Raw genomic sequence first — 2,351 nt, forward strand, 5'->3', positions numbered from 1 at the left:
GCTTCGGGCGCCGGCTCGGCGGTTGCGGCCTCGACCTCGTCGGCGACGACCGCCTCGGCTTCCTCCTGCGGCGCGGCAGCGGCCTCGGCAGCTTCCGCTTCGCGTGTCGCACGCGCTTCGGCCCGCTCCTTGGCCTTTTCGCCGGGCTCCCCCTTCTTCGGGTTGGTCCGCGCCGGTCGCTCGCGCAGCCCCGCCGCATCGAGGAAGCGGAGCACGCGGTCCGATGGCTGCGCACCGACGCTCAGCCAGTGCGAAATGCGGTCCGCGTCGAGCTTTACCCGCTCGGGCGAATCCTTCGCCAGAAGCGGGTTGTAGGTGCCGACCTTCTCGATGAAGCGGCCGTCGCGGGCGTTGCGGCTGTCGGCCACCACGATCCGGTAGTAGGGGCGCTTCTTGGCGCCACCGCGCGAAAGACGAATTGAAACTGCCATTGAACTTCCTTTCGTAAACCAATCTATTTCTTTGAAAACTTGTCGAAACCGGGCGGGAGGTTAAACGGCTGCGCTCCACCAAGGCCGGGGAGGCCCGCGCCTCCCCCGCCAAGCCCCGGCATGCCGCCGGGAGGGAGCGCGCCCGGGGGGGCAAGTCCGCCGAGCGCGCCTTCCAGTCCGCCCTTGCTGAACATCGCCGCGAGCTTTCCCAGGCCGCCCATCTTCTTGAGCCGCTTCATCGCGGTCGACATTTCCTGGTGCATCTTCAGGAGCTTGTTGATCTCCTGAACCGTCGTTCCCGAGCCCTTGGCGACGCGGATCTTGCGCTTCGCGTTGATGATCTCGGGCTTGGCCCGCTCCTTCGCTGTCATCGACGAGAGCATCGCTTCCATGTGGACCAGGGCCTTGCTGCCCTCGGCCTTGTCCATCGCGCCCTTCATGCCCTTGAGGCCCGGCATCATCCCGGCGAGCGCGCCGAGCCCGCCCATTCGCTGCATCTGCTGGAGCTGGGCCCACAGGTCGTCGAGGTCGAACTTGCCCTTGGCCATCTTGGCGGCGAGCTTTTCGGCATCCTCGACCTTGATCGTTTCGGCGGCACGTTCGACGAGGCTGACGACGTCGCCCATGCCGAGGATCCGGCCGGCAACGCGATCGGGATGGAACGCCTCGAGCTTGTCGAGCGCCTCGCCAACTCCGGCGAACTTGATCGGCTTGCCGGTCACGGCACGCATGGAGAGCGCCGCGCCGCCGCGCGCATCGCCGTCCATCCGGGTCAGGATCACGCCGGAAAGATCGACTTCGCCAGCGAAGCCCTTGGCGACATTGACCGCATCCTGGCCGGTCAGCGCGTCGACGACGAGCAGGGTCTCGGTCGGCTGCGACGCCTCGGCAACCGCCTTCATCTCGCCCATCAGCTGGTCGTCGACATGGAGGCGTCCGGCGGTGTCGAGCAGGACGAGGTCGTAGCCCTGTAGTTTCGCCGACTGGATGGCGCGCCTGGCGATATCGACCGGCTGCTGGCCCGCGACGATCGGCAGCGTGTCGACGTTCGCCTGGCGGCCGAGCACCGCCAGCTGCTCCTGCGCCGCCGGGCGGGCGACGTCGAGCGACGCCATCAGCACCTTCCTGCGCTCGCGCTCCGACAGGCGCTTGGCGAGCTTCGCGGTGGTCGTCGTCTTGCCCGAGCCCTGAAGGCCGACCATCATGACGACGGCAGGCGGGCTGACGTTGAGGTTCAGCTCTGCGGTTTCGGAACCGAGCGTCTCGACCAGGGCATCGTGAACATATTTGACGACCATCTGCCCCGGAGTGACCGAGCGCAGCACTTCCTGGCCGACCGCCTTCTCGGTGACCTGCTCGACGAAGTCGCGCGCGACCGGGAGCGCGACGTCGGCCTCGAGCAAGGCGACGCGCACTTCGCGCATCGCGGCGCGCACGTCGGCCTCGGTGAGCGCGCCGCGCCCGCGAAGCCGGTCGAATACGCTGCCGAGCCGATCGCTCAACGTGTCGAACATTCAAATCTCCTCAACGATACTTTGCGGCCCTGGGGCAGCCCATATGGGGAGCCTCAACGCAATTTGAGCCGGCGGACGAAACCTCGTCGGCCGGCTTGCACCCTTGGGCGCTCGGTATCGATGTATGTCCTAAGACGAGACGGCCGGTAGTCGAACAGGGGCATCGGGTCAAGAAACCGTCATGCTGAACTTGTTTCAGCATCCATTGCGGAGACGGGCGGCAACCTGTCCGAAAATGGACCCTGAAACGAAGTTCAGGGTGACGGAATCAACCCAGCCGCGGCTTGCCTTTCGGAGGCTTGCGCGGGCGTCCGCCGCCGGGACCCCTGCCGGGTTTGTCGGGACCGTCCCCATTCGGGGGCCGTCCGCCCCGCCGATGGCCCTGGGCAGGTCCGCGCGGCGGTCC

Annotated in this window: 2 protein-coding genes; both read right to left on the reverse strand. The window is 67.2% G+C overall.

Features of this window, described 5'->3' with window-relative positions; translation table 11 throughout:
• The coding region (gene rpsP / locus GH737_RS14430) for a 30S ribosomal protein S16 (protein WP_196233223.1) at positions 1 to 431 on the reverse strand (431 nt) is incomplete at its 3' end.
• 23 nt (positions 432 to 454) lie between these two features.
• Positions 455 to 1,945: a signal recognition particle protein gene (gene ffh, locus GH737_RS14435; RefSeq protein ID WP_155265463.1), complete on the reverse strand. Its 1,491-nt coding sequence runs from the start codon at positions 1,943 to 1,945 to the stop codon at positions 455 to 457.
• Between the last annotated feature and the right edge of the window lie 406 nt (positions 1,946 to 2,351).

Source organism: Sphingomonas segetis (genome assembly GCF_009720245.1).
In the GTDB taxonomy this organism is placed as follows: Bacteria; Pseudomonadota; Alphaproteobacteria; order Sphingomonadales; family Sphingomonadaceae; genus Sphingomicrobium; species Sphingomicrobium segetis.